Genomic DNA, 17645 nt, shown 5'->3' on the forward strand with positions numbered 1-17645 from the left:
ACATGGAAGACGATTTCTTAAAATATTTTGACGGCGAGATGCGCTATCTGAAGGAGGCCGGGCTGGAGTTCTCGCAGGCGTTTCCGGAACTGGGCCGCACGTTGGGTCTGGACGGCAGTCCGGTTCCGCGCGATGAATCCGTGGAGCGGCTGTTTCAGGGCTTTTCGCTAATGATGGCAAAACTGCGGCAGAAGATTGATGACGATATTCCCGAACTGACTGAACCGCTGCTCTCGCATCTGCTGCCGGTGATCAACCGCACCCTGCCCTCGATCGCGGTTGTCGAACTGATGCCCGCCGCGCCAGAACTGCATGTGCGCGAGGAAGTGCTGCCTGCTGAAAGCGAACTTTATACCCAGCCGCTGGGCAATGACCAACAGCGCTGCGCCTATCGCACGGTCCGCGACCTGAAGCTACATCCGTTTGCGCTAGATAGCGTTGCGGTATTCACCCTGCAGGAAGGTCAGCAGGCGCTGCGGCTGCGCTTCACCCTGCCCGCTCTCACCGAAATCCGCCCTGCCGACTGGCAGAACATCAGCCTGTATCTCAATGGAGATCGCGTGCTGCAGTCTGCGCTGTATCTCGCGCTCAGCCGTCAGGTGAAAGGCATAGGCGTGCGGTTCTGGCAGAACGCGACCGACCTGATGCCGGTAGATGCGACGTTTATGCCGCGCTGGCAGGCTGAAGCCGACGCCTCACTGTGGCCCGAGAGCGACAGCCCGGCGCTGTGCGGCGAAGTGAGACCGTGGCTGGAGTATTTTACCGCGCCGGAACGTTATTTCTTTATGCAGTTGCAGGGACTGGAGACCCTGACTTTCCCGCCGGATACCACGTCGTTTGATATTGAGGTGACGCTCAGCGAACGCTGGCCGTATGATTTGTCGGTGCCTCCGGACGCCCTCCGCATGCACTGCGTGCCGGTGATCAACCTGTTCCGCCTGCTGGCGCAGCCGCTGGCCGTGACCACCGCGGTCAGCGATTACCGGCTGCGGCCGCACCGCCTGAAAGACGGCCATACCGAGATCTATGCGGTGAATGACGTGGTGCAAGTGACCGAAGACAACACCGAATTCAGCTACGTCCCCTACAGCCATTTCCGTCATAAAGGCGGCATGCTGAAATATGCCAAAAGCTGGCCCGAACGTTATTACCACACCCGCCTGTATCGTGGACCTTCCGGGCTGAATGAAACCATTCTGACGCTGGGTGGCCGGACGCATGCAGAACAAAACGGTGTGAAGATGCGCCTGAACATGACCTGCACCAGCGGCGCATACCCGCGCATGGCGTTGCAGGCCAGCGTATACGACGGCGACATGGCCCCTAGCAACCTTGAGCTGAAGTGTGCCACCCGCACGCGCCCTTCGATGCCGTATTACCCGCTGACAGACGCACTTTATCAGTGGCAGGTGCTGTCGCTGCTGCATCCGCAGGCCATCGCCGGGCTGATGGAGATTGGCACGCTGCGTCACGCGCTTGGTTTGCTGGACTGGACAAACAGTGCAGGTAACGCCCGCCGCATCGCGGGCATTACGCATGTTGAATACGATCCCTCACATTACCCTGCCGAAGGCTGGCACGGCGTGGCGATCCGCATCACGCTGGATGAAACGCAGTTCTGCGGACAGGGGGACGCCCTGCTATTCAGTGAGGTGCTGGAACAGTTTTACACCCAGTACGCCGATATCCGACGCTTCACGCAGCTGACGGTGACGCTCAGTCATTCCGGCAGACAATGGGTTTGGCCCGAGCGACGCTTAACACGGATTTTGTTCTGATGACGATGGGAGATAACGAGAAGCGCCTGAACGCATTCTGGCGCGACAAGGACGGCAACGACCGGGCGCACGCATTTAACTTCTATCGCTTCTGCCAGCTTTTGGAGAAACAGCTGTCGGACCTGAAACCCATCGGCAGTACTTTCTCGCCGAAAAATGACGCTGTGCGCTTTCGCCCGCATCCGGGCATGGGTTTTCCGGTCAGCGAGCTTAAGGCGGTGGAAACCGATCCCGAACGACCCGATGCCCCGCCGACGGTACGCACCACCTTTATGGGGCTGTACGGCGTGGATTCGCCACTGCCGACGGGCTACATCGATGACATCGCCCAAAAGCGAGAAGGCCACGAGGCGCAGGAAGCCTTTCTGGACATCTTTAACCACCGGATGATGACGCAGTTCTACCGCATCTGGCGAAAGTACAGCTACCCCGCCACCTTTGAAGACGGCGGTACTGACAAAACCTCTCGCAGCCTGATGGCCCTGACCGGCATCACCGACAGGTGCGACGTTTCCGCCTCGCGACTGCTGGCAATACTTCAACCGCTGGTCCTAACCACCCGCACGGAAGAAGGCATTGCCAGCGTGATCCGCTCGCAGGCCCCGAATACGCAGGTTGTCGTGAAGCCGCATAAGGTAACGCAGATGCCCGTCGGGAAGCGGGCCAGATTCTCGATTTCAGATCGGCAAAGGTTGGGCGATCACTTAGTGCTTGGCAGCATGATGTCCGATGCCAACTACTGCATTGGCGTGGAGATGTTTACCGAGGATGCGAACGAGGCCAAAGGCTGGCTTCCCGGCGGGCAGCTTAGGGAAGACGTATTTACTTTGCTGCGGGTGTATTTGGGGTGTGATTACGACGCGAGTTTGGAGCTGACCATTCCGATGAGGTTAGCTCCGGTGCCACGGCTGGGGGAGCGGTCGCTGCTAATGGGGTATAACGTGGTGCTGGGGTTGAGGGAGGATAATTTGGGGGAGATGGCTGAGAGGGTGACGATGAGGGTTGGGAGAATTCGGAAAAAATGAAAACTAATTAATGATGGAGTGCTAAATGCTGAATGTCATTTTGGAAGGGGAAGCGGGCGGAAATGCTACTACTGCGTGTCGCAATAAGGTGAACCACCCTATTAAAACGCTACCAGAAAAATCCAAAGGCTATCTGGATGTTTATGCGGTTATAGGTTAGTGGAAAGGATTTCGCTACACCGGGAATCTGTTTTGGACAGATGTTGTTTAACGCTACGAATTCTTGACGTCTCACAAATTTTTAAACGAACGGGCGTTGAATTACATATTTTTTACGAGCATGATCGCACCAACTTGAACTTATTAACCTTTCACTATGATCTCACGTAAAGCACTGCAAACAGCAATTTCCAATGTGGCGGTCTGGCGCAATGGCGATCAGCGTGCACCACACAAGCCGCTGCTATTACTCTATGTTCTGTCTCAGTACCTGAAGGGCCATTCCCGACTCTTCGACTATGGACAAGACATCCACGAGCCGCTGACAAAATTGCTGGCTGATTTCGGTCCTAAACGGCGAGACTACTACGCGAATATGCCTTTCTGGAGATTGAGGACTGACGGGTTTTGGAATTTGGAAAATACTGAGGGTTGTAAGCCACGTAAGGGCAACATGCAGCCTACGAAACGTGAGCTGATTGAGAATCATGTTTCAGGCGGTTTTGATGAAAGCAGCTACCAGATCCTTCGTCAAGCTCCAGGAATGATTAATAAGTTGGCACAGCAGATTATGACTGAACACTTCCCTGAAAGTCTTCAAATACGTCTGGCAGACCGTCTGGGTTTTGATTTTACATCGCTAATGAAAGCCCGTGATCCCCGTTTCAGAGAAATTGTTTTACGCGCTTATCACTCACGCTGTGCTTTTTGCGGCTACGATCTTCGGCTTGATGGCGCACTTGTAGGATTGGAAGCGGCACATATCCGATGGAAGCAATATGGCGGACCATGTGAGGTTAACAACGGGCTGGCACTCTGTTCCCTTCATCATTCTGCATTTGATATGGGAGCAATAGGAATAGATGAGCATATGACCATCCGTATTTCTGGTGGAGTAAACAGAAGCCCCGTTGTGGATCACCTTTTCTGGCAACGACACGGGGAACAACTTTATTTGCCGCAAGATAAAGTTTACTGGCCAGCGGATTGTTTTATTGAATGGCATCAGAGTCAGGTTTTTAAGAGCTGAATGTTTGATATTCAATTTTTTATTAGAAAGGATAGAAAAGCATGAGTGTAAGATATATCAATATATTAAAATCCATTGAAATTACAGAAAAAAGAAGGAAATCTCGCAAGAGAAATTACAAAAGCGACTTGCGATGTTTTTTCATAATCTTAGCATTAGGATTATCGTCAATAGCAATGGTTTTTATATATTACCTTACAAAAATAGAATGGTTGAAATTAGCCAGTCTATTTCTTTTGTTATTAGTTTACCTCACAGCACCAGTCATGCAGATTTATAGTGCCTATAGATATCGTTCTAAAATAAAAAGGTCTTTTACTTTACCATTATGCGAGTCTCTTAATCTCAATATAAAAACAGAATTATCAGTAGATACAGTGCATTTCCCTGCACTGAAGGAATTAACAAGGGAGGAGTTAGAGTTAGGATTATTAGAGATAAAAAATGAAAGGGCATTACTGGAGAAAAGGATGAATATTATGATCGGCCCTATCGATAAACTAGGCATCCTCCCAGGCATCGTCGCAACTATTACTGCTATGACAAAAATACCGGAAAGCTATAGCTGGGTTTCTGCCATAGCTTACGGATATATGGGGTTGTCGATTTTTTCATTATTCTTTTATCAACTAATTATGCGTTATGAAAGGATGATTGCACTGACTGAGTTGGCTCTGGAAAGTAAATCTCCCCCTTTAACCACTTAATGAAATTTTCAGGACGGGCAACGTCTCTACCTAGATCTCAGCAGACAATGCCCCACGCATTTTCGACTCGTGCCTGAAACCGACTTTGTTTTAATCGCGCTATATTGGATGAAAGCTAGCAGGCCAGTTAGTGTCAACATCACTATGTGTTTATCAATCAGGATCAGATCATGATTTCCAAAAAATGAACACAGAAACCGCGGAATTCTTCCTAACGAAGAATGATTTTACCAATTGCAGCCCAAAACATCATTTCAGGTCATTACGTAATGCACTTATCTGTGTAAAATCAGAGCTAACCCAATATCGTGGAGTGTTCTGCTATGGCAGGCGTCAACAAAACTCATTTGACTGAAACTGACATTATCACCAAATTCATCCTGCCAGCGGTAAAAAACGCGGGCTGGGATGTGATGTCGCAGATCCGCCAAGAAGTGAAACTCCGCGATGGTAAAGTGGTGGTGCGCGGCAAACTGGCTGCACGTCTGAAAGTGAAATCAGCGGACATTGTGCTTTACCACAAACCGGGATTGCCACTTGCTGTCATAGAGGCTAAAGCCAATAAGCATGAGATCGGCAAGGGTATGCAGCAGGGTTTGGATTACGCTCGCCTGCTTGATGTGCCTTTTGTCTTTGCTTCTAATGGTGATGGATTTATCTTCCACGACAAAACGAATCCCACACAGCTTGAATCGGAAATTACACTTAACGAATTTCCAACGCCGGAGCAGCTGTGGAGTAGATACTGTGTCTGGAAAGGTTTCACCGCTGAACAAATGCCGGTCATCAGCCAGGACTATTACGACGACAGTACCGGGAAGTCCCCCCGCTACTACCAGCTTCAGGCGATTAACAAAACGATAGAAGCTGTTTCTGCCGGACAAAAGCGCCTGTTATTAGTCATGGCGACAGGTACAGGTAAAACCTATACCGCGTTTCAGATTATCTGGCGTCTATGGAAAGCAAAAAATAAGCAACGCATTCTGTTCCTTGCTGACCGTAATATCCTTGTTGATCAAACCAAAACTAACGACTTCGTGCCCTTCGGCAGTGCGATGGCAAAAGTGACTGGCAGGACGATTGATCCGGCCTACGAAATTCAACTGGCTCTCTACCAGGCCATTACCGGTCCGGAAGAACATCAAAAAGCGTTTAAACAGGTTGCTCCTGATTTCTTCGACCTGATTGTTATCGACGAATGCCATCGTGGCAGTGCGTCAGAAGACAGCGCTTGGCGTGAAATCCTCGAATACTTCTGTAGTGCCACCCAAATTGGCCTCACCGCCACGCCGAAAGAAACCGACGAAGTTTCCAGTACCGACTATTTTGGCGAGCCGGTTTACACCTATTCCCTTAAAGAAGGCATCGAAGATGGTTTCCTCGCCCCTTACAAAGTGGTGCGTGTGGATATCGACGTGGATTTACAAGGCTGGCGTCCGACCAAAGGGCAGGTGGATAAGCACGGCGAGCTGATTGAAGACCGTATTTATAACCAGAAAGATTTCGACCGTACCATGGTCATTGATGAGCGTACCCTACTGGTGGCGCAAACCATCACCGACTATTTAAAACGCACCAACCCGATGGATAAAACCATCGTCTTCTGTAACGACATCGATCATGCCGATCGCATGCGCCGAGCACTGATCAACCTCAATCCTGAGCAGGTGAAAAAGAACGAAAAGTACGTTATGAAAATCACCGGTGACGACGACATCGGCAAAGGACAGCTGGATAACTTCATCAATCCGAAGAAAGCCTATCCGGTGATAGCGACCACCTCAGAATTGATGAGTACCGGTGTGGACGCGCAGACCTGCAAACTGGTAGTGCTGGACCAGAACATTCAGTCGATGACCAAGTTCAAGCAAATCATCGGGCGCGGCACGCGTATCAACGAAAAATACGGCAAGCTGTGGTTCACCATTCTCGATTTCAAAAAAGCGACCGAACTGTTTGCCGATGAACGTTTTGATGGCGTACCGGAAAAAGTGATTCGTACGACGGCAGAAGAGATTACCGACCCGGACTCTGATTTTGACGAGCAACTGGAAGACGACACGCAAGAGAGTGAATTGCCTGATGTGTTTACTGGGATGGAAGAACCCCCTGCAACGTATGACCCAACGTCAGGTGATCGAGCTGGGGTTTTCGAAGAAGACGACGACAACAAAATCCGCAAATTCCACGTTAACGGCGTTGCGGTAAAAGTGCTGGCGAAACGCGTTCAGTATTACGATGCCGACGGCAAACTGGTCACGGAATCCTTCCAGGATTACACCCGCAAAACGTTGCTAAAAGATAAAGACTACGCATCACTTGATGACTTCACCCGTAAATGGCAATCTGCCGACCGCAAGCAGGTGATCATCGAAGAGTTGCAACAGTTAGGCATACTTTGGGATGTGTTAGCAGAAGAGGTGGGTAAAGATCTCGACCCGTTCGATTTGCTTTGCCATGTGGTTTACGGTCAGCCGCCGCTCACGCGCCAGGAACGTGCCAACAACGTGCGCAAGCGTAACTACTTCACCAAATATTCCGCGCCTGCGCAGAACGTGTTAAACACACTTCTGGATAAATACGCTGACGAAGGCGTGCAGGAAATTGAAGATATTCAGGTGTTGAAACTCAAACCTTTCGACACGCTGGGCCGGCCTCTTGAAATTATCAAAAGCAGCTTTGGTAACAAGCAGGCTTACGAAGAGGCAGTGAACGAACTGGAAAACGAAATCTACCAGTTGCCACCACGCTCCGCCTGATAACCCAACGACTATTCTGCCACCTGGCGCTTATGGCTCCCGGTGGCATCATTTTTTAAAAGCGGAAAGAAAACATGTCAATTAGCTCAGTCATCAAATCCCTCCAGGATATTATGCGTAAAGACGCAGGCGTGGACGGCGACGCTCAGCGTCTCGGGCAGCTTTCGTGGCTGCTATTCCTGAAGATTTTTGATACTCAGGAAGAAGAGCTGGAACTGGAGCAAGATGATTACCAGTTGCCGATCCCTGAACGCTACCTATGGCGCACCTGGGCGGCAAACAGCGAAGGGATCACCGGCGACGAACTGCTGGAATTTGTGAATGACGACCTGTTCCCAACCCTTAAAAGCATGATTGCGCCAATCGACAAAAACCCACGCGGTTTTGTCGTTAAGCAAGCGTTTAGCGATGCCTATAACTACATGAAAAACGGTACGCTGCTGCGCCAGGTGATCAACAAACTTAATGAAATCGACTTCAGCAGCAGTTCCGAACGGCACCTGTTTGGTGACATTTACGAACAAATCTTGCGCGACCTGCAAAACGCAGGCAATGCGGGCGAGTTCTATACCCCGCGTGCGGTGACTCGCTTTATGGTCAACCGCATCGACCCGAAACTGGGCGAGTCGATTATGGACCCGGCTTGCGGCACTGGCGGTTTCCTGGCGTGTTCATTCGACCATGTGAAAGAGCATTACGTTAAAACCACAGAAGACCATAAAACGCTGCAAAAGCAGATTTTCGGCGTCGAAAAAAAGCAGCTTCCACATCTGCTGTGTACCACCAATATGTTGCTGCACGGCATTGAAGTGCCGGTACAAATCCGCCATGACAACACGCTTAACAAACCACTATCTTCATGGGATGAGCAAGTCGACGTATTTGTTACCAACCCGCCGTTTGGTGGTACCGAAGAAGACGGCATCGAGAAAAATTTCCCGGCAGAAATGCAGACCCGTGAAACTGCCGACCTGTTCTTGCAACTGATTATCGAAGTGCTGGCCGACAAAGGCCGCGCAGCGGTGGTCCTGCCGGACGGCACGCTGTTTGGCGAAGGCGTCAAAACCAAAATCAAAAAGCTGCTCACCGAAGAATGCAACCTGCACACCATCGTGCGTCTGCCGAACGGCGTGTTTAACCCGTACACCGGCATCAAAACCAATATTTTGTTCTTCACCAAAGGTCAGCCAACCAAAGAGGTATGGTTCTACGAGCACCCGTACCCGGATGGCGTAAAGAACTACAGCAAAACCAAACCGATGAAGTTTGAAGAGTTCCAGGCGGAAATCGACTGGTGGGGCAGCGAAGCCGACGGTTTTGCCAGCCGCGAAGAGAACAACCAGGCGTGGAAAGTCAGCATTGACGACATCATTGCGCGCAACTTCAACCTTGATATCAAGAACCCGTACCAGGGTGTAACCGTCAGCCACGACCCGGACGAATTGCTGGCGCAGTATCAGACACAGCAGGCGGAGATCAGCGAACTGCGCAACCAGCTACGCGATATTCTCGGTGCCGCGTTGGCAGGCAACAAGGGGGCGAACTGATGGCCGTTGAACAACTGATTACTCAGCATATTGATACCTGGACTTCCGCGCTGAAAACCCGCTCGACCGCCGGGCGTGGCAGCACCGGCAAAATCGATCTCTACGGCATTAAGAAACTGCGCGAGCTGATTCTGGAGCTGGCGGTGCGCGGCAAACTGGTACCGCAGGACCCGAATGATGAACCGGCGTCTGAGTTGTTAAAGCGTATTGCTGCTGAGAAAGCGGAACTGTTAAAACAAGGGAAGATTAAAAAGCAGAAGCTGCTGCTGGAAATTAGCGAAGAAGAGAAGCCGTTTGAATTGCCGGAGGGGTGGGAATGGATGAGGTTAGGTTTTATTACTAACTATGGCGAGTGTGATAAAGCAGAACCAACTGATGCGAATGCAGATACTTGGATTGTTGAGCTTGAAGATATTGAAAAGAGTACATCCAAGCTCTTAAATCGAGTTAAGTTCTCTGAGCGTCCATTTAAAAGTTCAAAGAATAAATTTTATAAAAATGATGTGCTCTACGGGAAGTTACGACCCTATCTGGATAAAGTTTTGGTTGCTGATGATAGTGGTGTATGTACAACCGAAATTATTCCTATAAAGGGCTACGGTAATATTCTTCCTGATTACATTCGCCTTTTACTTAAATCTCCAAGGTTTATTGCTTACGCAAATAAATCAACGCATGGAATGAACTTACCAAGGTTAGGAACCGATAAAGCCATCCATGCAGTGGTTGAATTAACATCAATTGCAGAACAAGCAAGGATTGTGAATAAAGTTGACGAACTAATGTCCCTCTGCGACCAACTGGAACAGCAATCTCTGACCAGTCTGGAAGCCCACCAGCATCTGGTAGGAACCCTGCTGGCAACACTGACCGAAAGCCAAAATGCAGAAGAATTAGCTGAAAACTGGGCGCGAATTAGCCAGCATTTCGACACGCTATTTACCACCGAAGCGAGTATTGACGCGCTTAAGCAAACCATTCTGCAACTGGCAGTAATGGGTAAACTGGTGCCGCAAGACCCGAATGATGAACCCGCCTCTGAACTGCTAAAACGTATTGAGCAGGAAAAAGCGCAACTGGTGAAAGAAGGGAAAATTAAAAAACATCCTCCAGTTGAACCTTTGGGAGAACCTGCCTTATTACCCCGTTCGTGGTTAAATATTGTTGTTCAGGATTTTGCTGACATAAGGTTGGGAAGTACTCCTGATAGAACTGAAAAAAAATATTGGAATGGAGATATCCCTTGGGTTAGCTCTGGAGAAGTTGCAAATGAAGTTATTTTAGATACAAAAGAAAAAGTCACATCTGAGGGTTTTAAAAATTCGAGCACCAATATGATTCCAGCAGGTAGCTTACTCATGGCAATTATTGGCCAAGGAAAAACGAGAGGGCAGACTGCAATTTTAGGTATTGATGCGTGCACTAACCAAAATGTTGCTGCTTTTGTTTTTAACCGGGAGCTTGTAGATCCTGAATATGTTTGGTTCTGGGCGAAAAGTAAATATTTGTCCCATAGAGGAGATGGGCACGGAGGAGCACAACCCGCACTAAACGGGAAGAAAGTCAGAAGCTTTATCTTTCCTCTGGCTCCAATCAAAGAACAACAGCGCATCGTTAGCGAAGTGAAGCGATTTAATGATATTTGTGACACTCTAAAATCCCACCTGCAATCCGCCCAGCAAACCCAGCAGCACCTGGCAGATGCACTCACAGACGCAGCATTAAACTAAGGAACAGACGATGCCGGTTCATCATGCTATCTGGCGGGTAGGGGACAATCCTCAGCCGCTGACCATCAGCAAACTTGCGAGTGAGCAACTGCTGGAGAGGATGATTTTAAACGACCCGACAATCCTCTCCGATCAATGGATGATTATCGGCCATCAGGAAAATACGCTCGATAAAGGGCGTATCGATCTGCTGGCTATCGCGCCGGATGCCTCGCTGATCCTGATTGAGCTTAAGCGCGACCGTACGCCGCGTGAAGTGGTTGCTCAGGCGCTCGATTACGCCTCTTGGGTGGATGACTTAACCGCCGATCGCTTGTCGCAAATTTATGAAAAATTCTCCGGCGGCGGTAACCTGGGCGACGCGTACAGACAGCGCTTCAATACTGAGCTGGAAGAAGAGTCGCTCAACCAGTCGCATCAAATCATCATTGTGGCAGCAGAACTGGATCCGTCCACCGAACGTATTATCGATTACCTGAGTAAGAACGGCATCTCGATTAACATCCTGTTCTTCAAAGTGTTCCAGCACGGTGACGAGCAGTTCTTAAGCCGCACTTGGCTTATCGATCCGAGTGAGACACAAACCAATGCCGCACAAGCAGTTACAAGCGTAAATGGCAGCACTAAAGAACCTTGGAACGGAGAGTTTTACGTCTCCTTTGGTGATCCACAAAGCCGCGTTTGGGAAGAGGCTCGCAATTACGGATTTATCAGCGCAGGCGGTGGCAGTTGGTACAGTCAAACTTTAAAGCAGCTCCAGCCAGGCGACCGTGTCTGGGTCAATATCCCTAAAACAGGTTATGTGGGCGTAGGTCTGGTACAGAGCGCCGTTGAACCAGCTAGCAGCTATATGGTTAACACCGACAATGGCGAAAAACTCGCAATGGACGTGCTCAAATTTGGTGCCTGGTATCGCGATAACGCCGATAATCCTGATAAATCAGAATATTTTGTCTCGGTTAAATGGCTTGAAACTCGCAGCGAACAAGAAGCGGTGAGCGAGGTCGGCTTCTTCGGTAATCAGAATACCGTGTGTAGGCCGACAGCACCGAGATGGCGTCACACTATCGAGAAATTGAAGCGATCTTTCGTAAACTGGAACGCAGAATGTAATTAGCTGGTATTAATTTTCCAGATATGTACGAAATTAGTATTTTAGAAGACTTCTGAAAATGAACAGCAGCCGCAGTATCATCTGCGGCGTATGGTTGTTTCATTTTTTTACCTCAACGTATTTTTAAATGGGGATACGACTAGTTCACGATTCGCATCCAGATAATACGCCTACCACTTCAACATCTATCTGCGTACTCCAAGATGCTCTGCCTTATGAATATAACCCGCACGTAAAAAGTAAGGTTCTTAATAACTCATCTGCTTATCTAACGTGTTGATGTGGGGTAACTCAGACTGATGACGGTGGACTACAAAAGCGAGAAAAGCCTTGCAGGTACGGGATTTTAACCAAAAAAAAAGCCACCTCAACGGTGACTTAATTTTTTCATACACTATTGGTGCGAAGGCCGGACTCAAACAAACCTTCAATCCATTGTTTAATAAAGACAAAAATGAAGGTAAATTCTTATATGCCCCCTTTTGTGCCCCCACATCAATTTTTACAATTCACTTTAAATTCATAAAGTTAACTAGATTGTATGATTTTTGTTTAAGGTAATCATGATTGACTATTTCACTCAGTCAGGTTCCGTTACACGGAACCAAACCACACTTTATCAAAAAAAGATTTTATGAAAAATCCTTCACACTCTACACCTTTCATTTATTATCTTTAAATTCAATTAATTAGATGATGAAGCATGGATGTAGAATAGACTGTACTCTACACCACGGATGTACAATAGGCGTAAAAAACGGCCTTCATTGGTTCCGGGTGAGCAAATCTGAGTAATCTTAACTTTTTGTAAACCGCATGATTTTGTAGCGCCTAAACGTCCAGAATGCTCACTAACGATGCCCTTGTCAGAAAATAAACTACGCATTAATTATTGCTGATCATTTTCATCCTTATAAGACTTTAGCTAAACTTTACTTTTATATAGAATTGCCTTTTCTATTTTTTTCAACTCGCCTAACATCTTATTACCTACTGAGTTATCAGAAGCAGAAACCCCTAAAAAAGAGTAGATATCCAAATAAGTTCTATTTTTAATGGCTTTTGGGTAAAGAGATTTAGGATTTGCTTTGTAGAAAGTAATATCTACCGTTATTTTTTTCTCTTTAAACCACTCGCTTAGTCCCGCATAATTCCCAAGCATAGATATCCTTGATACATCGGGCGCAAGAAACGGGATGCCTGATATTAAAGGCCCTTCATACATAACTTTAGATTTTTCACCAAAAAAAGCTTTTTGGGGTAGCTTCTCACTGGCTTCAAATGTGATATCTTTAGCTGCACTTTTACCTATATTCTTTATAACTAAATTGAGTACCGTTGGTGCGTGCTTATCCTGCTCAATGTAAACAATAATATCAGGAGAAGAGTTCTCTTTATACACCAAGTAACTAATTAAAGATGAAGCAATGGCGATTATCATCATAATTACATTCACCATAAAGCCACCAAACTCCATTTCATCCATCATTTAAACCTCGCTAATTATTAAATTAATCCCTTATATCAAGGAAGCATATTAAAATAAATATAGTGCAAACGAAATTATCTACAATCCTTTTCACGCAATCGCTTTAACTATCTATTTTCAAAGAATTTTGTATGAAGTATATCATCACATGCTAAGCATAAAAAAACCGGCTTTCGCCGGTTCCGTATGTTTCAGATGGCTGCCGGGTCATCACATTTTGGCAGCCAGTCGGTGTTGCTCTCCTCCGTCAGATCCAGATTGGTCTGGATCCCCTGCTTGGTTCGCCGCTTAAGATAGCTCAGCCCGTATTCCCGTAAAATTCCCTCAAGAGCCAGACCAAACATTTTCATGCTCAGTGGGTTTTTATAGCCATTGGCTTCCATGTAGCACAGGTAAGCATGATACAGATAGCGGCGTGGCTGTGCGGGACGGATACTGGCATTACCCATATAAAGCGCGTTCGGCTCCGGTGCGGTAAACAGGTAGCCACAGAAATCCACCATAGGATCGGCGTCGCGTTTGATGCGCATCGCCTCCCCGGAGTTCTGCTGAGACTGAAGAAGCGCGCGGGCGTCCTGCGGCTGGCTGAACCGCTGCATCAGCTGGCGCACGATAACGGCCATCTCTCCCCGGATTTTCTCTTTCAGCTGCGGATCGCGTTCACTGGCCGCAACAATTTCTGGAAAGTGCAGAATGACCCGGCGGCGTGACACCCCGCCGCTGCGGTCAGTGAAGCGCATCGGGTTGTTGTTCACCGCCAGAATAACCGCCGGGATATGTGTTGAATAGGCATCACGGTATTTCGGGTCAACGGATACCGCATCGCCGCCAGTGATGGCCTTGATGCCCGCACCGTCACCGCTCCACTTCTCCTGGTCGGGCAGGATAATCAGTGAATAGCCAATCACCGCCGCGCGTTCCCGTGATGACTCCAGCGTCTCGATGGTCGCAGAGGTGGTGTTATCCGTTCCGGCCAGCATGGTGGCAATTTCGGCCATGATACTTTTACCGCTGCCGCCCGGACCTGTCACCTCAAGAAACAGCTGCCAGTCAAAGCGGTTTGCGAGCACCATGAACAGCGCGGCCAGAATGATATCGCGCTTCTCTGCACAGCGACCTGCGGCCCGGTCCAGCCACTGCCAGAAGTGCGGCGCGTGGCTTTCCAGCGTCTCACCCGTCACCGGCGGGGTAAAATCAACGTCACTGACGGTACGAAGCCAGTAGTCTTTTCTGTGCGGGCTGAACGTAGCGGTGCGGGTATCGAGTACGCCGTTGCGAAAGCCAATGAGGCGGCGGGCAGGTTCTGCCTGCTGCGGCACAATGAGTTTTAGCGTGTCGACGATTCCCGCCACTTTCGTAGATGAAAAGCTTGCCCCTACCTTAAGGAACAGCGCCGCCACCTCACGGCGAAACTGATTGCCGGGCATCACCTTCCACGCGCCGGATTTGTAGCGGCTGAGAACTTCACCGCTTGCGTCCACGGCCAGCCGGTCACGATAGTGTTCAGACACGCGCTCCGCCTTGTCGCTGACGCTCATGGCCGAAAATTCCGCCTCGCTCATGGTGTTAAACGGGCTGGTCCTGACCGGAGCGGCCGCAACGCTCAGCGCGTGTCGGGTTTCATCCGCGCCGTTCAGAACAAAAGCATCGTTCCAGTCACCAAATACCGGCGGAAGGGCAACGTCGGCGTTACAGGCTTCAGCTGCTCTGCGTGCTTTCGTCTGTCCGTCGCCGTTCAGGTCACGGTCTGCGGCTATCAGCAGCGGCAGTGTGGCGTGTTTTTCCCGGACAAGGCCTGCCAGGGAAAGGAGATTAACGGACGACAGCGCCACCCACACCTCATCGCCGGTGAGGTTATGCACCGTCAGGCCGGTGGCGTAGCCCTCCGCCAGCCAGATACGCTTTGCCGGTTTACCACTGCTGAGAACGTGGCAGGCACCATTCACCTGCCCGCCCTTCAGCGTGCGCTTTTCACCTGCGGCGTTAATCAGCTGAACGTTAACCAGTTCCCCGCTCATATCGTACAGCGGCACCACCACGTCACCCGGACGGTAGCTGATGGTCGCAACCTTCTGAGGCTTCGCAAGTGTCAGGGCACCATGCTGCGGCCAGCCCTTGCGCGACAGGTAGGCATTACCGGTGACGTCTTTCGCCGTACTGACCAGCTGCTGCGCCAGCGTGATGGACGCAGCGCGCGCGGCTTCATCATCAGCCGTGTTTATGGTCAGGGATTCAGGCTGCACCGCGGGCAAAGCGCCGCTCAGTTCGCTGACGCGCGCGGCGGCCTCGCTGAGCGAAATACTGAGCGCCCTTTCCACCAGGGTGAGGCCGTCACCGGCCCCGCAGTGGTTGCAAATCCACGTACCTCGCCCATCCTTGTCATCAAAGCGAAAGCGGTCGGTGCCCTGACAGACCGGACAAGGCATATGACGGTTCTTCATCACCTTAAGACCAAGGGCCGGGAGGATGCGGGGCCACTGGCCCCTTGCGGCGGCAGCCGCTTCTGTTACGGTCATTTTCATTATTTGCTCTCCCTCAGTGCAGTACCGGCACGTCTTTCAGACGTCCGCACAGTTCATCCATCACCACCTGTCCCAGAAAGGACAGGCACGGGGCGGCTTTCAGCGGCCCGGCGGCCATCAGGTCAGCCAGCAGCGCACAGGCAATTTCCTGCCCGCGCTGGCGTCCGTGCTGGCGCAGATAAAACCCCTCAAGCTCGGTTTCAATGGCGTGTTCAAGCCGCGCCAGCGTCAGGGAGGCATAGCGTTTTTGCTCATGGCACAGGGTCAGCCAGGCACAGGCCACCGCGCGGCGGTAGAGTGCGGCTTTTAATGCGGGCGTCAGGTGACATTCTTTCATGACTGCACCTCCATGTTCATCCAGCCGTCGCTGCAGCGGGCAACCACGCCGTCCAGCTGGGCGGTCATCAGGTAAATCAGGGAGGCCAGCTGCGCGCGCTGGTCAGCCGGTGGCACTTCGTGGCAGTCCTGAATCCGGGTCAGGTCAGAAACCAGCTGGCCGACGTTGCGGATATGGTCGAGGCGGAGAATATCTTCATGAGAAATGCTGGCGTGGCTCATGCGCGCACCTCCCTTACAGGCAGGCGGGCGGCCAGAGAGAGAATATAGTCACGGGCAAGCGGCAGGCGCGCGGCGCGCTCACTTGCAGCCACCGTGCGCAGCATCTGAATACGGGAATGGCGCTCACAGCGGCGAAGGGCGGCAAAAACAAAGACGAACTGAATGTGTGGGGAATGAGTGACCGTAGCCATGATGGCAGTCTCCTGTGAATAGCGGTTAACGCCACCACCGGAGTTCCTACACTCATGGGTGGTAGCCCGGACGGGGGTAGGAATACCGGCTTCACAGGATACCGGCCAGCCCGAAGGCTGCCCCGCCCAGGCCACCATTACGCGGACGGCACAGCGGTTACAGAACCGCTGCCCGAAAAATGGGTGCACTGAGGCTTGGACACAAAAAAAGACGCAAGGCGCGTCTGGTGTCGCCTGTGAATTACTCGGGTTCCTACGCCCGGCTGCCGATTTTGCGACAGCGAAAAGAATGTAGCAGGAAAATGCCCCGGCAGGCAAGCCGGGGAAGCAGAAGAAAAATATCATGGATGCCTCAGCAGTCGGTGAGGGAAATACCGGCACGGGAAAGGTTTTCCACATCCGGCTGACCGGATACGGCGCCGGAGCACGCCACGCTGAACGCGATACCGGTGCCCTGAAAACGCTGAGCCTGCCCCGGTTCATCCACCTCAGCGGCGACTGCCAGCGCCAGACTTTTGGCATCCTCTACGGAGAGGCGGTGTGTCACGCCGCCGATGGTCAGCATAATCATGACAAGCGCTCCTGACCGCGCGCGGCGATACGATCATTCATCCAGCTGCCAACCTCACTGGCAACCCACGCCACGTTTTTGCCGCCCAGTGATATCTGCGCCGGAAATGCATCACGAGCGATGAGGTCGTAAACGGTGGAGCGGGATAAACCGCAGAGATGCATCACTTCGGGCAGGCGAATAAAGCGTTCCTGTACAGGCAGGGATGCAGGTAAAGCGGGTGCCGCAGGGGCGGATGAAGATGCGGAAATACTGTTATGCATGGCTACCTCTCAGGGTTCCGTAATGAGCCGGACGGACGTGCCCGGCCTCTGGTAGCTCTTTATTTTGAGTATATTTCCTATGGAATCAACAAGTGAAAATTGTCTGATGGCTGACAAATATTCCGTTTTTTTTTCCCCATTGCCAATGAGTACCAATGAGTACCAATGAGTACCAATGAGTGCCAAGGAGCTTTTATCAAAT

At 50.5% G+C, this 17645-nt stretch carries 16 protein-coding genes; 9 read left to right on the forward strand and 7 right to left on the reverse strand.

Annotated features, from left to right (window positions below; all coding sequences use genetic code 11):
- The first annotated feature begins 2 nt into the window (after window positions 1-2).
- The 9 genes from tssF to EBC_RS21430 all read left to right on the forward strand — a co-directional run bounded on the left by tssF (window position 3) and on the right by EBC_RS21430 (window position 11852).
- Entirely contained in the window at window positions 3-1778 is a 1776-nt protein-coding gene (tssF, locus tag EBC_RS21395) for a type VI secretion system baseplate subunit TssF (protein WP_013203954.1), read from the forward strand.
- Window positions 1778-2803, forward strand: coding sequence for a type VI secretion system baseplate subunit TssG (tssG, locus tag EBC_RS21400; protein ID WP_013203955.1), 1026 nt, complete (start codon window positions 1778-1780; stop codon window positions 2801-2803). The genes tssF and tssG overlap by 1 nt, the downstream gene beginning before the upstream one ends.
- Window positions 2804-2828: 25 nt before the next feature.
- Window positions 2829-2963 (forward strand): hypothetical protein, encoded by a 135-nt coding sequence (locus tag EBC_RS26270; protein WP_013203956.1) that lies wholly within the window; start codon window positions 2829-2831, stop codon window positions 2961-2963.
- Window positions 2964-3119: 156 nt separating this feature from the next.
- Window positions 3120-3992 carry a phosphorothioated DNA-binding restriction endonuclease gene (locus EBC_RS21405; protein WP_013203957.1) on the forward strand — a complete coding sequence of 291 codons (873 nt, stop codon included), beginning with the start codon at window positions 3120-3122 and terminating at the stop codon, window positions 3990-3992.
- A 41-nt stretch (window positions 3993-4033) separates the two neighbouring features.
- Complete coding sequence (locus tag EBC_RS21410) at window positions 4034-4699, forward strand: hypothetical protein (protein ID WP_041692134.1); 666 nt, start codon at window positions 4034-4036, stop codon at window positions 4697-4699.
- A gap of 323 nt (window positions 4700-5022) precedes the next feature.
- The gene (gene hsdR, locus EBC_RS21415; protein WP_013203959.1) at window positions 5023-7458 is read left to right on the forward strand and encodes an EcoAI/FtnUII family type I restriction enzme subunit R; all 2436 of its coding nucleotides are present in this window, start codon (window positions 5023-5025) and stop codon (window positions 7456-7458) included.
- A gap of 74 nt (window positions 7459-7532) precedes the next feature.
- Complete coding sequence (locus tag EBC_RS21420; protein ID WP_013203960.1) at window positions 7533-9005, forward strand: N-6 DNA methylase; 1473 nt, start codon at window positions 7533-7535, stop codon at window positions 9003-9005.
- A complete protein-coding gene (locus EBC_RS21425) occupies window positions 9005-10735 on the forward strand; it encodes a restriction endonuclease subunit S (protein ID WP_013203961.1) in 1731 nt (576 codons plus the stop codon). Before EBC_RS21420 ends, EBC_RS21425 begins: the two co-directional genes overlap by 1 nt.
- A gap of 10 nt (window positions 10736-10745) precedes the next feature.
- Window positions 10746-11852: a PDDEXK family nuclease gene (locus EBC_RS21430; protein WP_013203962.1), complete on the forward strand. Its 1107-nt coding sequence runs from the start codon at window positions 10746-10748 to the stop codon at window positions 11850-11852.
- 922 nt (window positions 11853-12774) lie between these two features.
- Here the strand turns inward: EBC_RS21430 and EBC_RS21435 are convergent.
- The 7 genes from EBC_RS21435 to EBC_RS21470 form a co-directional block, all read right to left on the reverse strand.
- Window positions 12775-13338, reverse strand: a complete 564-nt coding sequence (locus EBC_RS21435; protein ID WP_013203964.1) for a hypothetical protein — start codon at window positions 13336-13338, stop codon at window positions 12775-12777.
- A 191-nt stretch (window positions 13339-13529) separates the two neighbouring features.
- Entirely contained in the window at window positions 13530-15860 is a 2331-nt protein-coding gene (locus EBC_RS21440) for a primase-helicase zinc-binding domain-containing protein (RefSeq protein ID WP_013203965.1), read from the reverse strand.
- 13 nt (window positions 15861-15873) lie between these two features.
- Window positions 15874-16197: a DUF5375 family protein gene (locus tag EBC_RS21445; protein WP_013203966.1), complete on the reverse strand. Its 324-nt coding sequence runs from the start codon at window positions 16195-16197 to the stop codon at window positions 15874-15876.
- Window positions 16194-16418 carry a hypothetical protein gene (locus EBC_RS21450; protein ID WP_013203967.1) on the reverse strand — a complete coding sequence of 75 codons (225 nt, stop codon included), beginning with the start codon at window positions 16416-16418 and terminating at the stop codon, window positions 16194-16196. The genes EBC_RS21445 and EBC_RS21450 overlap by 4 nt, the downstream gene beginning before the upstream one ends.
- Window positions 16415-16954, reverse strand: coding sequence for a host cell division inhibitor Icd-like protein (locus tag EBC_RS25250; protein ID WP_013203968.1), 540 nt, complete (start codon window positions 16952-16954; stop codon window positions 16415-16417). The genes EBC_RS21450 and EBC_RS25250 overlap by 4 nt, the downstream gene beginning before the upstream one ends.
- Before the next feature lie 7 nt (window positions 16955-16961).
- A complete protein-coding gene (locus tag EBC_RS21465; protein ID WP_041692135.1) occupies window positions 16962-17180 on the reverse strand; it encodes a hypothetical protein in 219 nt (72 codons plus the stop codon).
- Window positions 17177-17443, reverse strand: coding sequence for a helix-turn-helix transcriptional regulator (locus EBC_RS21470; RefSeq protein ID WP_013203969.1), 267 nt, complete (start codon window positions 17441-17443; stop codon window positions 17177-17179). The genes EBC_RS21465 and EBC_RS21470 overlap by 4 nt, the downstream gene beginning before the upstream one ends.
- Window positions 17444-17645 lie beyond the last annotated feature (202 nt).

The sequence above is a fragment of the Erwinia billingiae Eb661 genome, assembly GCF_000196615.1.
Lineage (GTDB): Bacteria > Pseudomonadota > Gammaproteobacteria > Enterobacterales > Enterobacteriaceae > Erwinia > Erwinia billingiae.

Coding starts and splice junctions, on each gene's coding strand:
- hsdR (WP_013203959.1), top strand. CDS start 5,023: ATGGCAGGCGTCAACAAAACTCATTTGACTGAAACTGACATTATCACC.
- EBC_RS21470 (WP_013203969.1), bottom strand. CDS start 17,443: ATGCATAACAGTATTTCCGCATCTTCATCCGCCCCTGCGGCACCCGCT.
- EBC_RS21425 (WP_013203961.1), top strand. CDS start 9,005: ATGGCCGTTGAACAACTGATTACTCAGCATATTGATACCTGGACTTCC.
- EBC_RS21465 (WP_041692135.1), bottom strand. CDS start 17,180: ATGATTATGCTGACCATCGGCGGCGTGACACACCGCCTCTCCGTAGAG.
- EBC_RS21420 (WP_013203960.1), top strand. CDS start 7,533: ATGTCAATTAGCTCAGTCATCAAATCCCTCCAGGATATTATGCGTAAA.
- EBC_RS21430 (WP_013203962.1), top strand. CDS start 10,746: ATGCCGGTTCATCATGCTATCTGGCGGGTAGGGGACAATCCTCAGCCG.
- EBC_RS21435 (WP_013203964.1), bottom strand. CDS start 13,338: ATGATGGATGAAATGGAGTTTGGTGGCTTTATGGTGAATGTAATTATG.
- EBC_RS21445 (WP_013203966.1), bottom strand. CDS start 16,197: ATGAAAGAATGTCACCTGACGCCCGCATTAAAAGCCGCACTCTACCGC.
- EBC_RS21405 (WP_013203957.1), top strand. CDS start 3,120: ATGATCTCACGTAAAGCACTGCAAACAGCAATTTCCAATGTGGCGGTC.
- EBC_RS21440 (WP_013203965.1), bottom strand. CDS start 15,860: ATGAAAATGACCGTAACAGAAGCGGCTGCCGCCGCAAGGGGCCAGTGG.
- EBC_RS26270 (WP_013203956.1), top strand. CDS start 2,829: ATGCTGAATGTCATTTTGGAAGGGGAAGCGGGCGGAAATGCTACTACT.
- tssG (WP_013203955.1), top strand. CDS start 1,778: ATGACGATGGGAGATAACGAGAAGCGCCTGAACGCATTCTGGCGCGAC.
- EBC_RS25250 (WP_013203968.1), bottom strand. CDS start 16,954: ATGATATTTTTCTTCTGCTTCCCCGGCTTGCCTGCCGGGGCATTTTCC.
- tssF (WP_013203954.1), top strand. CDS start 3: ATGGAAGACGATTTCTTAAAATATTTTGACGGCGAGATGCGCTATCTG.
- EBC_RS21410 (WP_041692134.1), top strand. CDS start 4,034: ATGAGTGTAAGATATATCAATATATTAAAATCCATTGAAATTACAGAA.
- EBC_RS21450 (WP_013203967.1), bottom strand. CDS start 16,418: ATGAGCCACGCCAGCATTTCTCATGAAGATATTCTCCGCCTCGACCAT.